Below are 15,601 nucleotides of genomic sequence, written 5' to 3'. Positions count from 1 at the left end.
CCGGGCGCCTCATAGACGTTCTCCACGACGTTTCCCCGTCCCGCCACCAGCCCGCCCGGCGCAGCGCGCCGGTTTTCCCGATCGCCCCGATACCTTACAATTCGTCAGGTTCGATTCCCTCTGCATACCCGTTCTTGCAGTCCTGACACCGCGGTACACTCGACGCATGCCGTATCAGGGTCCGACGCGCGACGTGCGCGCCGGGCGGCGTTGCGCGTCGTTGCGCCCACAACTGGATACCCGCCATGCCGGATCTCCGTCCCTCGCCTCGCACGACATTCAAGCCGCAGGTCGTCCTGCCCGCGCTCGCCGTGATCGGCGCGCTGCTCGTCGTGTGCGCGCTGCACCCGAGCGAAGCCGGCGCGCTGTTCCTCGCCGGCCAGCAATGGGTCATCGCACGTTTCGACTGGTTCTACGTGCTCGCCGTCACCGGCTTCCTCGTGTTTCTCGTGCTGATCGCCGCCAGCGACTTCGGCAAGATCCGGCTCGGCCCCGACGATGCCGAACCCGAATTCAGCTTCGTGTCGTGGACGGCGATGCTGTTCGCGGCCGGCATGGGCATCGGCCTGATGTACTTCGGCGTCGGCGAGCCGATGCAGCATTTCCTGAAGCCGCCGACGGTCGCCCCCGGCACGCCCGACGCCGCGCGCGAGGCGATGCTGATGACCTTCTTCCACTGGGGCTTCCATGCGTGGGCCATCTACGGGCTGATGGGGCTCGTGCTCGCGTACTTCGGCTTCCGCTACAACCTGCCGCTGACGCTGCGCTCGGGGCTGTACCCGGTGCTGCGCGAGCGCATCGACGGCTGGATCGGCCACACGGTCGATGCGTTCGCGCTGGTCGGCACGGTCGCCGGCATCGCGACGACGCTCGGCTACGGCGTGATGCAGATCAGCGCGGGCCTGCATACGGTCGCCGGCTGGGACACGGGCGGCAATACATTTCGCATCGGGCTCGTCGCGCTCGTCGTGATCCTCGCGGGGCTGTCGGCCGCGAGCGGCCTCGACAAGGGCGTGCGGCGGCTGTCCGAGCTGAACCTGCTGCTCGCGTTCCTGCTGCTCGCGTTCGTGGCCATCGTGGGCCCGACGGCGTTCCTGCTGCGCGCGCTCGCCGACAACATCGGCCAGTACCTGTCGAGCCTCGTCGACCTGTCGTTCCGCACCTATGCGTACGCGCCGCCGCGCGAGGAAGGCTGGTTCGGCGGCTGGACGATCCTCTACTGGGCGTGGTGGGTGTCGTGGTCGCCGTTCGTCGGCATGTTCATCGCACGCATCTCGCGCGGCCGCACGATCCGCCAGTTCGTGATCGGCGTGCTGCTCGTGCCGACGGCGTTCAACCTCGTGTGGATGACGGTGTTCGGCAACAGCGCGATCTGGCTCGATACGCACGGCGCGGCCGGCGCGCTCGCGCAGACGGCGACCAGCGTCGATGCGCTGCTGTTCCGCTTCTTCGATTTCCTGCCGTTGCCGCAACTGCTGTCGATCGTCGCGATCGTGCTGATCGCGGTGTTCTTCGTCACGTCCGCGGATTCGGGCGCGTTCGTGATCGACCAGATCGCGACGCGCGGCAGCGCGCATTCGCCGGTCTGGCAGCGGCTGTTCTGGGCCGCGCTGCTCGGCGTGACGGCCGCGGTGCTGCTCGTCGCGGGCGGGCTCGGCGCATTGCAGGCGATGACGCTGATCGCCGCGCTGCCGGTTGCCCTCATCATGCTCGCGCTCTGCTACGGGCTGTGGCGCGGGCTCGCGGCCGACCGCGCGCACTATTCGCAGGACGTCGCGCCGGCGACGAGCTTCTGGACCGGCCAGCACTGGCGCCACCGCCTGACGCACATCCTGCGGCAGACGACCGAAGCCGAGGCGCGCCAGTTCGTCGCGGAAACGGTCGAGCCCGCGCTGCGCAAGGTCGCCGACGAGTTGCGCGCGAGCGGCGTCGATGCGCACGTGCAGCGCGACAGCGACGATGCGGTGCGGCTCACCGTGCCGACCGCCGACCATCGCGATTTCGTGTACGGCGTGCGCGTCACCGCGAAATCCGCGGCCGCGTTCCTGGTGCGCGAGGCGGCCGAGCCGGACGCGTCGCGTGCGCACGTGTATGGCATCGTCACGTTCTTCGAGGACGGCCGGCTCGGCTACGACGTCGAATACCTGCGCGGCGACGAAGTGATTGCCGACGTGCTGCGCCAGTACGAACGCTACGTGTCGCTCGCGGCGGACACGCGCACGCATCTGCTGAGCCGCGCGCCGGGGCACGCGACGGAGGCCGAATGAGCGGGCTGCTGCACAGCCGCGCCGCCGACATCATCGCGCTCGGCACGCTCGCCGTGCTGTACCTCGGCGGCGGCGCCATCGCGCTGTGGCGAATCCGCGCGGCGCCGCCGCGCGGCAAGATCTACTGGATCGTCTGCGCGGCGCTGCTCGCCGGCGGCGCAATCGCAATGGCCGGCAACCTGGCGCCGGTGCCGAACAGCGGCGAAATGCCGCCCGGTTTCGCGCTCGGCGTGGAGGCCGTCCTGCTCGGTCTCGTGCTGGCGGCCGGTGGTTGCGCGTGGTTGATGCTGCGCGCGCGCCAACGCTGACGCACGCACGTCGCGCGGCCCTGCTTCGTCACACGGGTGCGCGTCATCCCGGCGCGGACGGGCGGCCAGGGCTTCCCTGATCCACTTCCGCAGCTTTCACGCGACACGTCAGGCAGACGGCGCGCGCGCCGTCACCAGCCAGCACGCCGCATCGAACCGCACCTCGGCGCCATGCACGTACGGCTCGAACGCCGCGCGCGTCGTGTCGATCACGCGCTGCCGCGTTGCTTCGTCCGTCTTCAGCAATGCGAGGCCGACGGGGCCCAGCCGGGCGATGTAGTCGTCCAGCGCGGACGCCGGCAGCACACACGCGCGGTCGACCGGCTCGATCGCGACGTCGGCCCAGCCGCTGTCCGACAGCACCGACGCGATCCGCTGCCGGTCGCCGAACGCGAACTGCCCCGGCGCGCCGGGCTGGCGCGCGGGCAGGTTCGGCAACAGCGGCGCGGCCGCCCGCTCGGCCGTCGTCATGAACGGGTTGTCGGCCGCGCCGCGCCACGCGACGAACCGCATCCGCGCGCCGGGCCGCGCCGCATGCCGCAGGTTCGCGAACGCCCGCACCGGGTCGTCGAAGAACATCACGCCGAGGCGCGACACGATCAAGTCGACGCTGGCGGGCTCGAACGCATGCGTCTGCCCGTCCGCGCACACGAACCGGGCGCGCACGCCGCTGCGTTCGGCACGCGTGCGGGCAGCGTCGATCATCGGCGCCGAAATGTCGATGCCCGTGCACTGCGCGCCCGCGCCGAGCCGCCGCGCGATCGCGAGCGTGACCGCGCCCGTGCCGCAGCCGACATCGAGCACGTGCATTGCGGACGACGCTGCCGCGGCATCCGCCAGCAGCGTTTCGAACGGCTCGAACATCCGGTCCATCAGCGCCTGCGCATCGACCCATGCGCGCCCCGACGGACCGTTCCAGAGCGCGGATTGCGCTTCGTTGGGCCGGTTGGCTTCCATCGTCGATTCCCTTCCGATTCGTTGATGACGAACCGGACTGTACTGCTTCAAGCCGGCTTGAAGTCAAGGCCGATTGCCCCGTTCATGCGCGCTGTCGCACCGCGCTTTTCACATTTCTTACATTCGCGCTGCGTATCGTTGACGGCTTTCCTACGGCGCTTCCCCTTCCCATGCGACGAATCCTCTCGCGCGCGCTGCTCGTGCGCTGCGCCCCGCTTGTTGCCCTCGCCGCGCTGTCCGCGTGCTCGAATCACATCGATACGCCGGACGATCCGGCCAGCGCGTCGGCCAACGTCCAGGCCGCATGGGTCGAGATCGGCGATGCGAACCAGGCGATCGCGCGCGTCATCACAAACTACACGCCCGCGTCGGCCGGCGATCCGATATGCCCGCAACTGACCGTCGACGGCAAGCTGTCGCGCATGGCGCTGCGCGCGGGCGCCGCGACCGTCGCCCAGCGGCCGACCGCCAGCGACCCGGCCGATTCGAAACCGTCGAGCTTCCCGGTATCCGTCTGCGAGGCCACGCTACCCGCCGGCGCGCAGGCGGCAAGCGTCGCGGGCCGCACGCTGCCGCTGCCGAAAGCGCAGCCGCGGCGCATCGCGATCATCGCCGACACGGGCTGCCGGATGAAGAAGGCCGACAATGCATGGCAGGCGTGCAACGACGCCGCGGTCTGGCCGCTCGGCACGATCGCGGCCAGCGTCGCGAAGCTGTCGCCCGATCTCGTGCTGCACGTCGGCGACTACCACTACCGCGAGAACGCATGCCCGCCGGACATCGCCGGCTGCAAGGACAGCCCGTGGGGCTACGGCTGGGATACGTGGCAGGCCGACCTGTTCCGCCCGGCCGCGCCGCTGCTCGCGAAGGCGCCGTGGGTGGTCGTGCGCGGCAACCACGAGGAATGCGCGCGGGCGGGCCAGGGGTGGTTCCGCTTCCTCGACCCGCGCCCGTACTCGGCCGCCCGCTCGTGCGACGATCCGGCCAACGACAACGACGCAAACTATTCGGAGCCCTATGCGGTGTCGCTCGGCGACGGCTCGCAGGTGATCGTGTTCGACACCGCGAAGGTCGGCCGCACGCCGCTCAAGACCACCGACGCGCAATTCGGCATCTACCAGAAGCAGTTCCAGACGGTCGCATCGCTCGCGTCGAAGCCCGGCATGACGACGACGATCTTCACGAACCATCATCCGATTCTCGCATTCGCGCCGATCGCCGGCAGCACACCCGCGCCGGGCAACCTCGCGCTGCAGTCGGTGATGTCGAGCCTCAACGCGCAGGCGTACTACCCGCCGGGCGTGCACGTCGCGCTGCACGGCCACGTGCACGATTTCCAGGCGATCAACTTCTCGTCGGGGCACCCGGCGACGATCGTGTCCGGCAACGGCGGCGACAACCTCGACGTCGCGCTGCCCGACCCGTTCCCGGCCGGCCTGACGCCCGCACCGGGCGCCGTGATCGAGCGGCTGTCGCACAACAACAGCTTCGGCTTCCTGATCATGGAGCGCAACGCCGCCCCGGCAACGGGCTGGGTGTTCCATGCGTATTCGGCGGCCGGCAAGCTCCTGGCGTCGTGCAATCAGTCGGGCAGGACGCTCGCCTGCGACAAGACGGGGTTCATCGCGCCGTGAGTGACGAAGTTCGACGTGACGGGCCGGGCGTACGTGGTCTGCACACGCTTGCCGCCACCCTGCTCGCCGGCCTGACGCTCGCGACCCACGCCGCGCCGGCCGAAACGGTCCTGCTGCCCGGCGCGCCGCCGTCGCGCGTCGTCGACACGATCGGCAACGGCACGCCGCAGGTGACGGGCAAGATCGATGCGGCGACCGCGCGCTTCGCGCCCGACCCGACGCTCGTCGCGCTCGGCCGCCGGATCTTCTTCGACGCACGGCTGTCCGAGCCGCGCGGCATGTCCTGCGCGGGCTGCCACGATCCGGGCCGCGCGTTCGCGCCGACGCTGTCGGCCGCGTCGCTTGCCGGGCCCGGCGTGCCGGAAGGCAGCCGGCCCGGGCGCTTCAGCCAGCGCAATGCGCCGTCGCTGCTGTACGTGCGCTACGTGCCGCGCCGCCACTTCTATCAGGACGACGATGCGCCCGCGCCGTCGCCGTTCGGCGGCCTGTTCAGCGACGGCCGCGCGGATACGCTCGCCGAACAGATCCGCGGGCCGCTGTTCGATCCGAACGAGATGAACAACCGGTCGCCGGCCGCGCTGCTGCGCAAGGTGAATGCGACCGAACTCGCGACCGATCTCGCCGCGCGCTTCGGCGCGCCGGTGCGGCGCGATCCCGAGCGACTGGTGCGCGCGCTCGGTTCGGCCGTCGAAGCCTATCTGCAGAGCGACGAGATGGCGCCGTTCACGTCGCGCTTCGATGCGTTCCTGCGCACGCGCAAGCCGCTCGCGCCGGCCGAGATGCGCGGGCTCGCGCTGTTCCGGAATCCGGACAAGGGCAATTGCATGACCTGCCATACGCTGTCGGACACGTCGAGCCGCCCGGAGCGCTCGCTGTTCACCGATTTCGGCTACGACGCGATCGCGGTGCCGCGCAACCGTGCGCTGCCGGCGAACCGCGATCCGCGCCACTTCGACAACGGACTGTGCGACACCGCGCGGCGGCTGCGCTGGCCCGAACCGACGCAGTGGTGCGGCTACCTGCGCACGCCGGGGCTGCGCAACGTCGCGGTCAAGCAGACGTTCATGCACAACGGCGTGTTCACGACGCTGCGCGACGCGGTCGCGTTCTACAACACGCGCTCGACCGATCCGGGCTTCTGGTATCACGGCGCCCGAACGTTCGACGACGTGCCGGCCGCCTATCGCGGCAACATCAACGTCAACTCGACGCCGATGAACCGCCGGCCCGGTACGCCGCCCGCGCTGACCGACGCGGAAATCGACGACATCGTCGCATTTCTCGGCACGCTGACCGATGCGCGGTATACGGGCATCGCCGGACCGGCAGCGGCCGCTGCCCGGCTCACGCGCACCGCCGCGCCGGCGCGCTGACCCTGGCCGAACGGCCAGCCGACGCGCCGCCGCTTGCGGTTCCGACAAACACTGGTTATATTTACAGTACTGTATTTATGAACAGTGAGGTGCGCGATGGAACATCTGGTCCGTATCGTCAACGACACCGATCGCCAAATGCTGGCGTGGCTTCGTGCCCAGGTCGGCGATGCCCGCATTGAACGCGCTGCGCGTCAGCTCGGGCATACGCGCAAGCCCTTTCCGTCGGCCGTGTGCCGGTATCTGGGCATGAGTGTGCCGGCCACGCTGCGGCCGGCCGCCGCCCGGCCGCGCGCGGCACGCGATTTCTCGGTCGGCGATCGTTACCTGTCGCTGATTCGCCAGCACCTCGCCACGCACGCGGTCGGCCGATGAAATGGCGGAGGCTTGCCGCTTCGGTGCCGCGCCCGGCCGGCGCACTCGCGTATTCGGAAGTCCGGCCGGCCGGCGCCGTCGCGCTTACCCGGCCGCCATGGCTTCCCGTACGAGGCGGCCAAGTGTGTCGAACGCCGCCTCGTGCGCCGCATCGAATACGCGCGCGCAGCCGGGCCGGATATAGCCGTCGAAACGGCCCGCATTCGAGAAGATCGAACCGGGCGCGATCTTGACTCCATGCGCGAGCGCGGCGTCGAACAACACATCGGAGCGCACGCCTTCCGCCAACGCGATCCACAGCATCCCGTCGGGCAACTGGCTCATCGCGGCGATGGACGAACGCACGCCGTGACGGGCGCAGCCGCCGCACCCGCCTCACGGCCCATTCCGCCGTCGCTCGATCCACTCGAACAACGCCATTCCGGCCAGCATCGCGACGACGAACCCGATTCCCTTGGCCACTCCGAAGCCGATCGACACGATCGCAGGGCCGGGACAAAACCCGGCAATCCCCCAGCCGATGCCGAATACCGCGCTTCCCGCGACGAGGCGCACGGTAATCGCCCGCTGCGCGGGCAACTGCATCGGCAGGCCGAGCCACGACCGTGTGCGGCGCTTCGCCCACGCGAACCCGAACACCGCAACGCCGATCGCGCCCGCCATCACGAGCGCAAGCGACGGATCCCAGCGGCCCGCCAGGTCGAGAAAACCGAGCACCTTCCGCGGATCGGCCATACCCGACACGATGAGGCCGACGCCGAACAGCAGCCCTGCCAGAAACGCGAATCCTGCCTGCATGTCATCCCCCCGCAACGTGCAGCCGCACGAACACGGTCGCGAAGCCGGCGACCATGAAGGTCGCCGTCGCGACCGCCGAGCGCAGCGCCCCGCGCGAAATTCCGCATACACCATGGCCGCTTGTGCAGCCGCCCGCGTATCGTGTGCCGATCCCGACCAGCAGCCCGGCCGCCATCACGTCAAGCCAGCTGGCGTCGACCTGTGGCATCGAGTTGCTCCCGGCGAAACGCATGACGACGGGTGCGACGATCATCCCGGCGACGAACGCCGCGCGCCAGCCGCGCTCTGCACGGCCCGCCGTCAGCAGGCCGCCGACGATCCCGCTGATACCGGCGATCCGGCCGTTGAACGCGACCAGCCACACGGCCGCGCACCCGATCATCACGCCGCCGACGAGCGATAGCCACGGCGTGAAATGAAGCGCATCAATCTGCATCGCGTACCTCCTTCACGGTCGCCCCGCAAAACTGTTCGTACAGCACGCCCATCACCGCAATCGCGGCCGGACTGTCGAGCGAATAGTGAATCGCCTTGCCTTCGCGGCGCGTACGAACCAGCGCGTTGTCCCGCAATACGCCGAGCTGCTGCGACAGCGTCGGTTGATGGATGTCCAGGCGCGCCTCGAGATCGCTCACGCAGCGCTCGCCCTGCGACAGTTCGCACAGCAGCAGCAGACGGTCGGGATTCGACATCACCTTCAGGAGCGCACAGGCCGATCCGGCGGCGGCGCGCATCTGGTCGGGGCCGGGTAGCCCGGCCGGGAAATCGTCGTTCATCGGCGGAGGGATATGATTAAAGAATCAATATTATATTATTTTGTATATTGTTCTTTTTCCCGCTGCTTGCCGGATCGGCAATTCGGTTGATCACCCTCAATCAGACCTCCTTGCCTACCGTCACGCGGGCCCCGCCGCGCGGCGCCTCATGCAGTTGAACTGCGATCGCATCCTGCCGATGGAGCTCGACGGCGCGGGCACTGTGTCGATGAACTGGCACCGCGACAGAAGGAGCCGCCACCCGTGCCCATGCCCACGACGCTCGATCGCCTGCGCGCTGGTGGCGAGCCGAGGCCGGCGGCCAGGAAAAGTGAAGGTGAAATAAAGATGGAAGGAGCGGCACGGCCCGGCGCAAACCGGGGCCGCTTCATCACAGTCCGCCAGCGTCACGCATCATGCGCTGTCGCAGGCCCCCGTGCCGTCGAGCATCAACGTGCCGATCCGCGCGGGCACGAGCGGCGTGCGAGGCAGGGGCGGCGTCCAGCCGAACAGCGCCTGCGCGGCCGCGCCGCACACGCGCCCCTGGCACGCGCCCATCCCGCAACGCGACTGCAGCTTGGCGGCCGTCCAGCCCGGTTCCCGCGCGACCGCGTCGAACCGCACGTCTTCGCAACGACACAGCAGCGTGTCGGGCCGCGCGAGCCGGCGGATCGGTTCGCGGATCGCGAAGCGCTCACGCACGGCATCCGCGAAAGCCTGCCAGTGCGCGCGCCGGGCGACGAGCGCGGCCAACAGTGCCGTTTGCCCCGTCGCCGCGTAGCCCGCGATCTCACCTTCGACCATCGCCAGCTCGCTGCCGCCGACGCCCGTGCACTCGCCCGCCGCGAAATAGCCGTCGCGGCTCGTGCGCTGGTGCGCGTCGACGGCCACCGCGTCGTTCTCGATCCGGCAGCCGAGATGCCGCGGCAGCACGGTATTCGGCACGAGGCCGAAGCCGCATGCGAGCCGGTCGCAGTCGACGTCGAATTCGCGATCGCCGTGCCGGATCCGCACGCGTTCGAGCCGCTCGTCGCCGAATGCCTCGACGACGTACGCAGCGGGCCGATACGCGGTCGTGACGAGCTTCGCGGCCTGCGCGAGCTTCGACGGCCAGCGCCACAGCCCCGTACCGAAGCCGGCCACGTCGCGCCAAGCGGCCTGTTCGAGCACGTGCGATACGCGCGCGCCGGCCTGCCGGGCCGTCGCCGCGCTCGCCAGCAGCAGCGGCCCGCTGCCTGCGATCACCATGCGCTGCCCGCGCACGTCGAGCCCGTACTTGATCAGTGCCTGCAAGCCGCCCGCGCCGGTCACGCCCGGCAGCGTCCAACCCGGAAACGGCAGCAGCAGCTCGCGCGCGCCGCAGCAGAGAATCAGCGTCCGGAAATCGAGCAGCCGCCCGCGTTCGTCGTCTTCGAGCAGCAGCGTGCCCGGCTGCGTTTCGGCGACGATGCGCGTCGCCGCGAGATGCGTGACGTTCGGCTGGCGCAGCACGGCGAGGCGTGCGGCCGCGGCCGGCGTCGGTGCGACTGCTGCCGGCTGCCGCCAGATCTGCCCGCCCGCGCGCGGGTTGTCGTCGACGATCGCAACCGTCGCGCCGCTTCGTGCGGCGGCCCGCGCGGCCGACAGCCCGGCCGGGCCCGCGCCGACGATCGCGACGTCGACGCTCAATCGTTCCTGTTTCATCGCGTGCGCTCCACCTGCATGCCGTCGCGGCACAGCGTCTGGCACGCGAGCCGGCGCCGGCCGTCGATCGTCATCCGGCACTCCTGGCAGATACCCATCCCGCAAAACGGGGCACGCACCGCGCCCGTGCACGACACGCGCGTCGTGTCGTCGCCGCTCGCCGCGACGGCGGCCGCGACGGTCGCGCCATCGGCCACCGTCATCGCGCGGCCGTCCAGATGAATGATCATGTCAGCCTCCGCCGGGCCGCCCCAAGGCGGCTGACCGCCCTCGCGGGGGACGCCTTGCATGGGACCGACGCCAGCGCCGAAGCGCCAACGCCGGTCGACAGCGGACGAAGTGAACGTGGGGGTCGTTTCATGTCAGCGCTCCGGCTACGCGGGACGCGCTCAAGAAGCGTCCCGGCAAATACGGTTCGATATCGATGGGCGGCCGCTCGCCGGCCATCAGCGCGGCGACGATCCGCGCACTGCCCGGCGCGGTCGTCACGCCGAGCCCTTCGTGCCCGACCGCGAGCCACACGCCCGGGCGCGACGGATGCTCGCCGAGCAGCGGCAGGCCGTCGGGGCTCGCGGAGCGGAAGCCGGTCCATGCGCGGATGCCGTTCAGCTCGGCCAGATCCGGCAGGTAGCCGGCCGCGCGGCGCAGCATGCGCGCGAGCACGGGCGGCTCGACCTGCGCATCCTCGGTGTCGAACTGGCGCGACGAGCCGATCAGCAACTGACCGGTTGGCCGCGGCTGCACGTTGAACGCGACCGACGTGCCGTCGCTCGCGTGCGCGCTCGCCGCATAGCCGAGCTCGACGAGCTGGTGCGACACGTGGCCAGGATAGCGGTCGGTGATCAGCAGATGGCCCTTTTTCGGGCGCAGCGGCAGTTCGGGCAGCAGCGCGCGCGCCGCCACGCCGTTCGCGACGACCACACGCTCCGCGCGCAGCACGTCGCCGCTCGCGAGCATCACGCTCGGGCCATCGACCGCGACGGCCCGGTCGCGACGCAACGTGATGCGCGGCGCGCGCTGCAGCAGCCAGTTCGCGGTGACGGGCGCGTAGAGGATCGCGTCGCCGGAAATCTTCAGCGCGCCGCCGAGGCCCGCGCGCAGCATCGGCTCCAGTCGCGCGAGCGCTGCCGCATCGATCAGCTCGCCGGCCACACCGTGCGCGGCGAGCGTCGCCTGTTTCGCGCGCGCCAGATCCATCTCGTGCGCATCGGCCGCGAGCCACAGCGTGCCGCAATTGCGGTATGCGCAGCCGTCGGGCATCTCGCCGCTCAACGCGCGCCAGAGTTCGATCGAGTAATGGCTCAGCGCGAGTTCGGCCGCGTTGTCGTCCATCGCGACGAGGTGCCCCATGCCCGCGCCGGTCGCGCCGCCGCTCGCGTCGTCGACGACGAGCACGCGCAGCCCGCGCCGCGCGAGTTCGTGCGCGCACGCCGCGCCGACGATGCCGGCGCCGATCACGACGACGTCGGTCTTCGTTTCGCTCACGACCCGATGCCCCACCCGAACGGATCGTCTTCCTCGATCAGCAGCGTCGCTTCCGCGCTCAGATGCGCGCTGCCGCGAATCGTCGGCACGATGCCGCCGTCGGCCAGCTCGTAGCTCGCGTGGAACACGCTGCCGATCACGCTCGCCTGCCGCCACACCGCGCCCGGCGCGAGCTTGCCGTCGGCCGCGAGGCACGCGAGTTTCGCGCTGGTGCCGGTGCCGCACGGGGAACGGTCGTAAGCGAGCCCCGGGCACAGCACGAAGCTGCGGCTGTCGTGCGCGGGATCGTCGGCGAACAGCTCGATGTGGTCGATCTCGCCGCCGTTGGCGCCGGTGATGCCCGCGCGTTCGAGCCCTGCGCGCACGGCAGACGCATACGCGGTAAGCGCCGCGACGTTGTCGCCGGCGATGTGCTGCCCGTGGTCGCTGACCAGGAAGAACCAGTTGCCGCCCCACGCGACGTCGCCCTTCACGGGGCCGTATCCCGGCACGTCGACTTCGACGGCCTGCGCGTGGCGATACGCGGGCACGTTGCGCACGCTGACCGACAGGTCGTCGTGCAGCGTCGCCTCGACGGTGCCGACCGGCGTCTCGATCCGGTGCACGCCCGGCGCGATGCGGCCCATGTGATGCAGCGTGCGCACGACGCCGATCGTGCCGTGCCCGCACATGCCCAGGTAGCCGCTATTGTTGAAGAAGATCACGCCGGCCGCCGCGTCGGGCGACACGGGCTCGCACAGCAGCGCGCCGACCAGCACGTCGCTGCCGCGCGGCTCGAGGATACACGCGGTGCGGTAGCGATCGTACTCGCGCGCGAGCACGTCGCGACGCTCGGCCATCGTGCCGTTGCCGAGCGACGGAAAGCCGGACACGACGAGCCGAGTGGGTTCGCCGCCCGTGTGCGAATCGATGATCTGGATGCGCTTCATCATGAGCCGTCCGAAGTGGGGAAAGGAGCATAGCTTCCTCCGTCGCGCGTCCGTCCGCTTGTGGCTTTTCGATGAGGACGACGACGAAATCGGCATAGTGCAACGCGCCCCCGGCGCCCCTGCCGGCCGCTGTGCCGATTTCGTCATTTTGCTCCGCGATACGACTCAAGCGTGATGGGCGTTTGCGCGGCGATACTGGTTGCCACACCGACACCTGTCGGCCGACCGATACGAACACGTAGGAGATTTCAGTGAGCCGAAACGCCATTCAGTGGACCGGGGTTTTCCCGGCCGTCAGCACGCAGTTCAAGCCGGACTTTTCCCTCGACATCGACGCCACGCACCGCGTGGTCAAGAACCTGGTGAACGACGGCGTGTCGGGCCTCGTGGTCTGCGGCACGGTCGGCGAAAACACGTCGCTGTCGACGAGCGAGAAGCTCCAGGTGATCGAAGCCGCACGCGACGCGGCCGGCGGCAAGGTTCCCGTGATCGCCGGCATCGCCGAATTCACGACCGAATTCGCGCGCAACACGGTGCGCGAAGCGCAGCGCGTCGGCGTCGACGGCGTGATGGTGATGCCCGCGCTCGTCTACTCGGCGAAATCGCACGAAACCGCCGCGCACTTTCGCGCGGTCGCGACGAGCACCGACCTGCCGGTGATGGTCTACAACAACCCGCCGATCTACAAGAACGACGTGACGCCCGACGTGCTGATCGCGCTGCAGGATTGCGAGAACATCGTCTGCTTCAAGGATTCGTCGGGCGATACGCGCCGCTTCATCGACCTGCGCAACGCGGTCGGCGATCGCTTCGTGCTGTTCGCGGGCCTCGACGACGTCGTGGTCGAGAGCATCGCGGTCGGCGCCGAAGGCTGGGTGTCGGGCATGTCGAACGCATTTCCGAAGGAAGGCGAGACGCTGTTCCGCCTCGCGAAGCAGAAGCGCTTCGACGAAGCGCTCGCGCTGTATCGCTGGTTCATGCCGCTGCTGCACCTCGACGCACGCCCGGACCTCGTGCAGTGCATCAAGCTGTGCGAAGAGCTGGTCGGCCGCGGCAGCGCGATCACGCGTCCGCCGCGCCTCGCGCTGCAAGGCGACACGCTCGCGGAAGTGAAGGCGATCGTCGCGAAGGCGCTGGAAACGCGCCCGGTGCTGCCCGACGTCGGTCTCTGATCGACGCCCCCGGCGGCGGCGCGCGGGCTTGCCCCGCTACGCGCCGCCGTCCCCGGTCCGGCATGGCCTGCGGGCCGTTCACGCCAACCCCGGCGTCGCGCCGCGCGTGAACGGGCCGCGGCCCGCCCCGGTCGTTCGAACCGGGCGACGCCGGCCTGCAGGCGAGCGCCACTGCTCCGTCGAAGCGCGGCGCACATCGAGCCTGTGCCGATATTCCCTCCAGGAGACAAGCCCATGCCAGGCCAAGGCAACGCACACCCGTCCGTCCCGCTTTCCCGTTCCGCGCACCCCGACGCGGGTCACGGCAAGTTCAAGAAACAGCTGTCGCTGACCGATCTCACGTTCATCGGTCTCGGCGCCATTTTCGGTTCGGGGTGGCTGTTCGCCGCGAGTCACGTATCGACGATCGCGGGCCCGGCCGGTATCTTCTCGTGGCTGCTCGGCGGCTTCGCGGTGCTGCTGCTCGGCATCGTCTACTGCGAACTCGGCGCCGCGCTGCCGCGCGCGGGCGGCGTGGTGCGCTACCCGGTGTTCTCGCACGGCCCGCTGCTCGGCTACCTGATGGGCTTCATCACGCTGATCGCGTTCTCGAGCCTGATCGCGATCGAAGTGGTCGCCGCGCGCCAGTACGCGGCCGCGTGGTTTCCGGGCCTGACGATCGAAGGATCGAGCGACCCGACCACACTCGGCTGGCTCGTGCAGGCCGCGCTGCTCTGCTTCTTCTTTTACCTGAACTATTCGAGCGTGAAGACGTTCGCGAAGGCGAACAACATCATCAGCGTCTTCAAGTTCATCGTGCCGCTTGCGGTGATCGGCGTGCTGTTCACGTTCTTCAAGCCCGCGAACCTGACCGTGCACGGCTTCGCGCCGTTCGGCATGCCGGGCATCGAGATGGCCGTGTCCGCGGGCGGCATCATCTTCGCGTATCTCGGGCTCACGCCGATCGTGTCGGTCGCGAGCGAGGTGCGCAATCCGCAGCGCACGATCCCGATCGCGCTGATCCTGTCGATCCTGCTGTCGACGCTGATCTACGTGCTGCTGCAGCTCGCGTTCATCGGCAGCATCCCGACGGCCATGCTCGCCGCCGGCTGGCACGACGTGAGCAAGGCGTTCTCGCTGCCGTACCGCGACATCGCCCTTGCGCTCGGCGTCGGCTGGCTCGCGGTGATGGTCGTCGCCGACGCGATGATCTCGCCGAGCGGCTGCGGCAACATCTACATGAACGCGACGCCGCGCGTCGTCTACGGCTGGGCGAAAACGGGCACGTTCTTCAAGGTGTTCACGCGCGTCGACGAAGCGTCGGGCATCCCGCGCGCGGGCCTGTGGCTCACGTTCGGCCTCGCGATCTTCTGGACGCTGCCGTTTCCGTCGTGGGAAGCGCTGATCAACATCGTGTCGGCCGCGCTGGTGTTGAGCTATGCGGTCGCGCCCGTGTCGGTCGCCGCGCTGCGCCGCACCGCGCCCGACCTGCCGCGGCCGTTCCGCGCCAGCGCGTTCGGCGTCACCGGCCCCGCGTCGTTCGTGATCGCCGCGCTGATCGTCTACTGGTCGGGCTGGAGCACCGTGTCCTGGCTGCTCGGGCTGCAGATCGTGATGTTCGTCATCTATCTCGCGTGCCGCCGCTGGGTGCCGACCGCGCAGCTGAGCCTCGCCGAGCAGGTGCGTTCGTCCGCGTGGCTGATCGCGTTCTATGCAGCGATGATCGTGCTGTCGTATCTCGGCGGCTTCGGCGGCACGGGCCGGCTCGCGCATCCGTACGACACGGTCGTCGTCGCGGCCGTCGCACTCGTCATCTACTACTGGGGCGCAAACACCGGCGTGCGCGCCGACAAGCTGCAACTCGACGACGACGAGGACTGACGCGC

At 69.7% G+C, this 15,601-nt stretch carries 15 protein-coding genes and 1 pseudogene; 7 read left to right on the top strand and 9 right to left on the bottom strand.

All coding sequences use genetic code 11. The annotated features are described in order from the left end of the window. The first annotated feature begins 245 nt into the window (after positions 1-245). Positions 246-2,267 carry a BCCT family transporter gene (locus QZM15_RS01635; protein ID WP_124658064.1) on the top strand — a complete coding sequence of 674 codons (2,022 nt, stop codon included), beginning with the start codon at positions 246-248 and terminating at the stop codon, positions 2,265-2,267. Further along, the gene (locus QZM15_RS01630) at positions 2,264-2,575 is read left to right on the top strand and encodes a hypothetical protein (RefSeq protein ID WP_104012827.1); all 312 of its coding nucleotides are present in this window, start codon (positions 2,264-2,266) and stop codon (positions 2,573-2,575) included. Before QZM15_RS01635 ends, QZM15_RS01630 begins: the two co-directional genes overlap by 4 nt. A gap of 108 nt (positions 2,576-2,683) precedes the next feature. On the opposite strand, the gene QZM15_RS01625 is transcribed toward QZM15_RS01630, so the two are convergent. Beyond that, the gene (locus QZM15_RS01625; RefSeq protein ID WP_104012828.1) at positions 2,684-3,532 is read right to left on the bottom strand and encodes a class I SAM-dependent methyltransferase; all 849 of its coding nucleotides are present in this window, start codon (positions 3,530-3,532) and stop codon (positions 2,684-2,686) included. Between the two features lie 170 nt (positions 3,533-3,702). On the opposite strand from QZM15_RS01625, the gene QZM15_RS01620 reads away from it, so the two are divergent. The 3 genes from QZM15_RS01620 to QZM15_RS01610 all read left to right on the top strand — a co-directional run bounded on the left by QZM15_RS01620 (position 3,703) and on the right by QZM15_RS01610 (position 6,914). Beyond that, complete coding sequence (locus QZM15_RS01620) at positions 3,703-5,166, top strand: metallophosphoesterase (RefSeq protein ID WP_226222374.1); 1,464 nt, start codon at positions 3,703-3,705, stop codon at positions 5,164-5,166. Further along, positions 5,163-6,539, top strand: coding sequence for a cytochrome-c peroxidase (locus QZM15_RS01615; protein WP_059582296.1), 1,377 nt, complete (start codon positions 5,163-5,165; stop codon positions 6,537-6,539). Before QZM15_RS01620 ends, QZM15_RS01615 begins: the two co-directional genes overlap by 4 nt. Before the next feature lie 96 nt (positions 6,540-6,635). Further along, positions 6,636-6,914: a hypothetical protein gene (locus tag QZM15_RS01610; protein WP_302105645.1), complete on the top strand. Its 279-nt coding sequence runs from the start codon at positions 6,636-6,638 to the stop codon at positions 6,912-6,914. 84 nt (positions 6,915-6,998) lie between these two features. On the opposite strand, the pseudogene QZM15_RS01605 reads toward QZM15_RS01610, so the two are convergent. The 8 genes and pseudogenes from QZM15_RS01605 to QZM15_RS01570 form a co-directional block, all read right to left on the bottom strand. Further along, positions 6,999-7,238: pseudogene (locus tag QZM15_RS01605) on the bottom strand (PLP-dependent aminotransferase family protein); the annotation flags it as partial. A gap of 51 nt (positions 7,239-7,289) precedes the next feature. Beyond that, complete coding sequence (locus QZM15_RS01600; protein WP_124658060.1) at positions 7,290-7,712, bottom strand: DUF6691 family protein; 423 nt, start codon at positions 7,710-7,712, stop codon at positions 7,290-7,292. Between the two features lies 1 nt (position 7,713). Continuing rightward, positions 7,714-8,148 (bottom strand): YeeE/YedE family protein, encoded by a 435-nt coding sequence (locus tag QZM15_RS01595; RefSeq protein ID WP_124658059.1) that lies wholly within the window; start codon positions 8,146-8,148, stop codon positions 7,714-7,716. Next, positions 8,138-8,488 carry a metalloregulator ArsR/SmtB family transcription factor gene (locus QZM15_RS01590; protein ID WP_059582307.1) on the bottom strand — a complete coding sequence of 117 codons (351 nt, stop codon included), beginning with the start codon at positions 8,486-8,488 and terminating at the stop codon, positions 8,138-8,140. The genes QZM15_RS01595 and QZM15_RS01590 overlap by 11 nt, the downstream gene beginning before the upstream one ends. 393 nt (positions 8,489-8,881) lie before the next feature. Beyond that, positions 8,882-10,150 carry an FAD/NAD(P)-binding oxidoreductase gene (locus QZM15_RS01585; protein ID WP_302105644.1) on the bottom strand — a complete coding sequence of 423 codons (1,269 nt, stop codon included), beginning with the start codon at positions 10,148-10,150 and terminating at the stop codon, positions 8,882-8,884. Then, positions 10,147-10,380, bottom strand: coding sequence for a 2Fe-2S iron-sulfur cluster-binding protein (locus tag QZM15_RS01580; protein WP_059582312.1), 234 nt, complete (start codon positions 10,378-10,380; stop codon positions 10,147-10,149). Before QZM15_RS01580 ends, QZM15_RS01585 begins: the two co-directional genes overlap by 4 nt. Positions 10,381-10,507: 127 nt before the next feature. Then, complete coding sequence (locus QZM15_RS01575; RefSeq protein ID WP_059583062.1) at positions 10,508-11,635, bottom strand: FAD-binding oxidoreductase; 1,128 nt, start codon at positions 11,633-11,635, stop codon at positions 10,508-10,510. Beyond that, positions 11,632-12,564, bottom strand: a complete 933-nt coding sequence (locus QZM15_RS01570) for a 4-hydroxyproline epimerase (protein ID WP_059582314.1) — start codon at positions 12,562-12,564, stop codon at positions 11,632-11,634. Before QZM15_RS01570 ends, QZM15_RS01575 begins: the two co-directional genes overlap by 4 nt. A 251-nt stretch (positions 12,565-12,815) precedes the next feature. Here QZM15_RS01570 and QZM15_RS01565 point away from each other — a divergent pair, with 251 nt between their 5' ends. Continuing rightward, complete coding sequence (locus QZM15_RS01565) at positions 12,816-13,736, top strand: dihydrodipicolinate synthase family protein (protein ID WP_302105643.1); 921 nt, start codon at positions 12,816-12,818, stop codon at positions 13,734-13,736. Positions 13,737-13,970: 234 nt separating this feature from the next. Next, the gene (locus QZM15_RS01560) at positions 13,971-15,596 is read left to right on the top strand and encodes an APC family permease (protein WP_060967625.1); all 1,626 of its coding nucleotides are present in this window, start codon (positions 13,971-13,973) and stop codon (positions 15,594-15,596) included. The last annotated feature ends 5 nt before the right edge of the window (positions 15,597-15,601 follow it).

Source organism: Burkholderia sp. AU44665 (genome assembly GCF_030504405.1).
In the GTDB taxonomy this organism is placed as follows: Bacteria; Pseudomonadota; Gammaproteobacteria; order Burkholderiales; family Burkholderiaceae; genus Burkholderia; species Burkholderia semiarida.
The sequence above is the reverse complement of the archived record's forward strand: the minus strand, read 5'-3'. Positions and strand labels throughout refer to the sequence as shown.

Bases quoted from the DNA above. Each gene is read 5' to 3' on its own strand.
- QZM15_RS01630 (WP_104012827.1), top strand. From the start codon at position 2,264: ATGAGCGGGCTGCTGCACAGCCGCGCCGCCGACATCATCGCGCTCGGC.
- QZM15_RS01595 (WP_124658059.1), bottom strand. From the start codon at position 8,148: ATGCAGATTGATGCGCTTCATTTCACGCCGTGGCTATCGCTCGTCGGC.
- QZM15_RS01560 (WP_060967625.1), top strand. From the start codon at position 13,971: ATGCCAGGCCAAGGCAACGCACACCCGTCCGTCCCGCTTTCCCGTTCC.
- QZM15_RS01610 (WP_302105645.1), top strand. From the start codon at position 6,636: ATGGAACATCTGGTCCGTATCGTCAACGACACCGATCGCCAAATGCTG.
- QZM15_RS01620 (WP_226222374.1), top strand. From the start codon at position 3,703: ATGCGACGAATCCTCTCGCGCGCGCTGCTCGTGCGCTGCGCCCCGCTT.
- QZM15_RS01585 (WP_302105644.1), bottom strand. From the start codon at position 10,150: ATGAAACAGGAACGATTGAGCGTCGACGTCGCGATCGTCGGCGCGGGC.
- QZM15_RS01635 (WP_124658064.1), top strand. From the start codon at position 246: ATGCCGGATCTCCGTCCCTCGCCTCGCACGACATTCAAGCCGCAGGTC.
- QZM15_RS01625 (WP_104012828.1), bottom strand. From the start codon at position 3,532: ATGGAAGCCAACCGGCCCAACGAAGCGCAATCCGCGCTCTGGAACGGT.
- QZM15_RS01600 (WP_124658060.1), bottom strand. From the start codon at position 7,712: ATGCAGGCAGGATTCGCGTTTCTGGCAGGGCTGCTGTTCGGCGTCGGC.
- QZM15_RS01580 (WP_059582312.1), bottom strand. From the start codon at position 10,380: ATGATCATTCATCTGGACGGCCGCGCGATGACGGTGGCCGATGGCGCG.
- QZM15_RS01590 (WP_059582307.1), bottom strand. From the start codon at position 8,488: ATGAACGACGATTTCCCGGCCGGGCTACCCGGCCCCGACCAGATGCGC.
- QZM15_RS01570 (WP_059582314.1), bottom strand. From the start codon at position 12,564: ATGAAGCGCATCCAGATCATCGATTCGCACACGGGCGGCGAACCCACT.